The organism is Kitasatospora sp. NPDC093558 (assembly GCF_040683475.1).
GTDB lineage: Bacteria > Actinomycetota > Actinomycetes > Streptomycetales > Streptomycetaceae > Kitasatospora.
Map to the genome: position 1 here is coordinate 1 of NZ_JBFBDY010001038.1, position 1,666 is coordinate 1,666.

General features: G+C 76.4%; 1 protein-coding gene and 1 pseudogene. Both read left to right on the forward strand.

Annotated elements, in window-relative coordinates; translation table 11 throughout:
• Nucleotides 1-1,038, forward strand: a 1,038-nt coding sequence (locus AB0O00_RS38225; RefSeq protein ID WP_363659293.1) for a hypothetical protein, incomplete at its 5' end; no start/stop codon positions are given.
• A 207-nt stretch (nucleotides 1,039-1,245) separates the two neighbouring features.
• Nucleotides 1,246-1,666: pseudogene (locus tag AB0O00_RS38230) on the forward strand (hypothetical protein); the annotation flags it as partial.

Genomic DNA, 1,666 nt, shown 5'->3' on the forward strand with positions numbered 1-1,666 from the left:
CGCGGTGCGCCGCCTGCGGTGCCCGTGGCCCTGGCGGTCGCGGTCGGAGCCGCCGACTTCGCCGGGCTGGCCGGGTACGGCCTGTTCGGCGGGCTCGGGCACCGGGAGTACCTGCGGCTGACGCAGGACCTGCTGAGAACGCTGCGCGGTCAGGGGGTGGAGGTGCACCTGCGCGTCATGGAGGCCGAGGACTACGCGGACTACTGCGACGCCTTCGGCCTCGATCCGGCCACGCCCGCCGCCCGGGTCGCCTACGCGGGCGACCCCGAGCTGGCCGGAGAACCCTTCGTCTACGCGGGGGAGCCGTTGGCCGAGCTCGTCCCGCTGCTGCTGGAGGACCACCGGGCCAGGGTGCGGATGTCCTTCGCCTGCGCCGTCCTCCTGGAGGCCGTCGGCGACGACCACGCCGGGCAGCTGCGCCTGACGGCGGTGATGGAGTACGTCACGACGGTGTACGTGGCGCTGGCCGAGGGCGCTGGGGAGGGGCTCCACCTCCTGACGCTGCGCTTCCACGGCCCGGAGGACGGCGAGCAGCTCACCGCGGCGGCCGGGCTGTGCGTCGAGGCGGGCACGCTCTTCCCTGGAGACCGGGACACCGAGGCGTTCTGCGTGACGCTGGCGGCGGGCGTCGCCGCCGGTGGCGACGGCGCGCTGCTGCTGCACGGCGACGTCGGGCCCGAGGGGCCGCCGGTGCGGGGCTGGGCGCTGGTGCGCGGACGCCTGCGGCCGATGAGCGCGCACGAGGTGTTCGACGAGCTGGCCGACACGATCGGGCGGGGCGTGCCCTTCCCGCCCGGGGTGCGTCCGAGGCCCGGATTCCCCTTGCCGCAGTTCCCGGGCCGGACCGGGCGGGCGGAAGGGTCGTACGGGGGCGGGTCGCCCGGAGCGCGTCCCGCTCGCGACGGCTCGTGGGGCGGCGGCTCGCCGGGCGACGGTTCGGCCGGTGACGGTTCGGCCGGTGAAGGTTCGGCCGGTGACGGCCCGGTCGACGACGGTCCGGCCGACGGGGCCGAGGGCGGAGGTGGGCCGCTGGCCTGACCTGGGATTTTCGGCTTCCGCGTCCACCAAGCGGCGCTGGGGACTGTTCATCGACCGCCTGTTCGGGGAAGATTTCGGGAAAGATCAACAGCAGGAGCGTGCTGCACCCCACGCCGCCGCTCCCGCCGCTCCGCCCCGTACCGCGCTCCGCAGGTCCGCCCCGCGCCCCGTCGGTCCCGGCCGAGCCCGACACCGAAGGGGGGACGCATGAGCCGGATCGAGTACAGCGCGGAGATCGCCGAGCTGCTCGGCAGGGTGCGCCGGCGTCCCTCCGCGGGCTGGCCGTGGCGGCCGGGCGAGCAGGTGCCCGAGGGGCTGCCGGTGAAGCAGTCGTGGGGGTGGCTGTTCGCCCCCGACGGCCGGGTGCTGACCCTGGTCAACCCCCGGGACGGCATCTGCTCGCTGCCCGGCGGCTCGCTCGAACCGGAGGACGCCGGCGACCCGGCCTCCGCGCTCGCCCGGGAGGCCGCCGAGGAGGCCCAGGCCGTGATCGGCCGGCCGTACTACCTCGGCTACCTCTACGACCGGGTGGGCTCCGCGAACGGCGGGAACGAGTGCGCCCGGGTGCGGATGGCCGCGGCGCTGCGGGCGGTCGGCCCGAGCACGCCCGACCCCGCGTCCGGGCGGC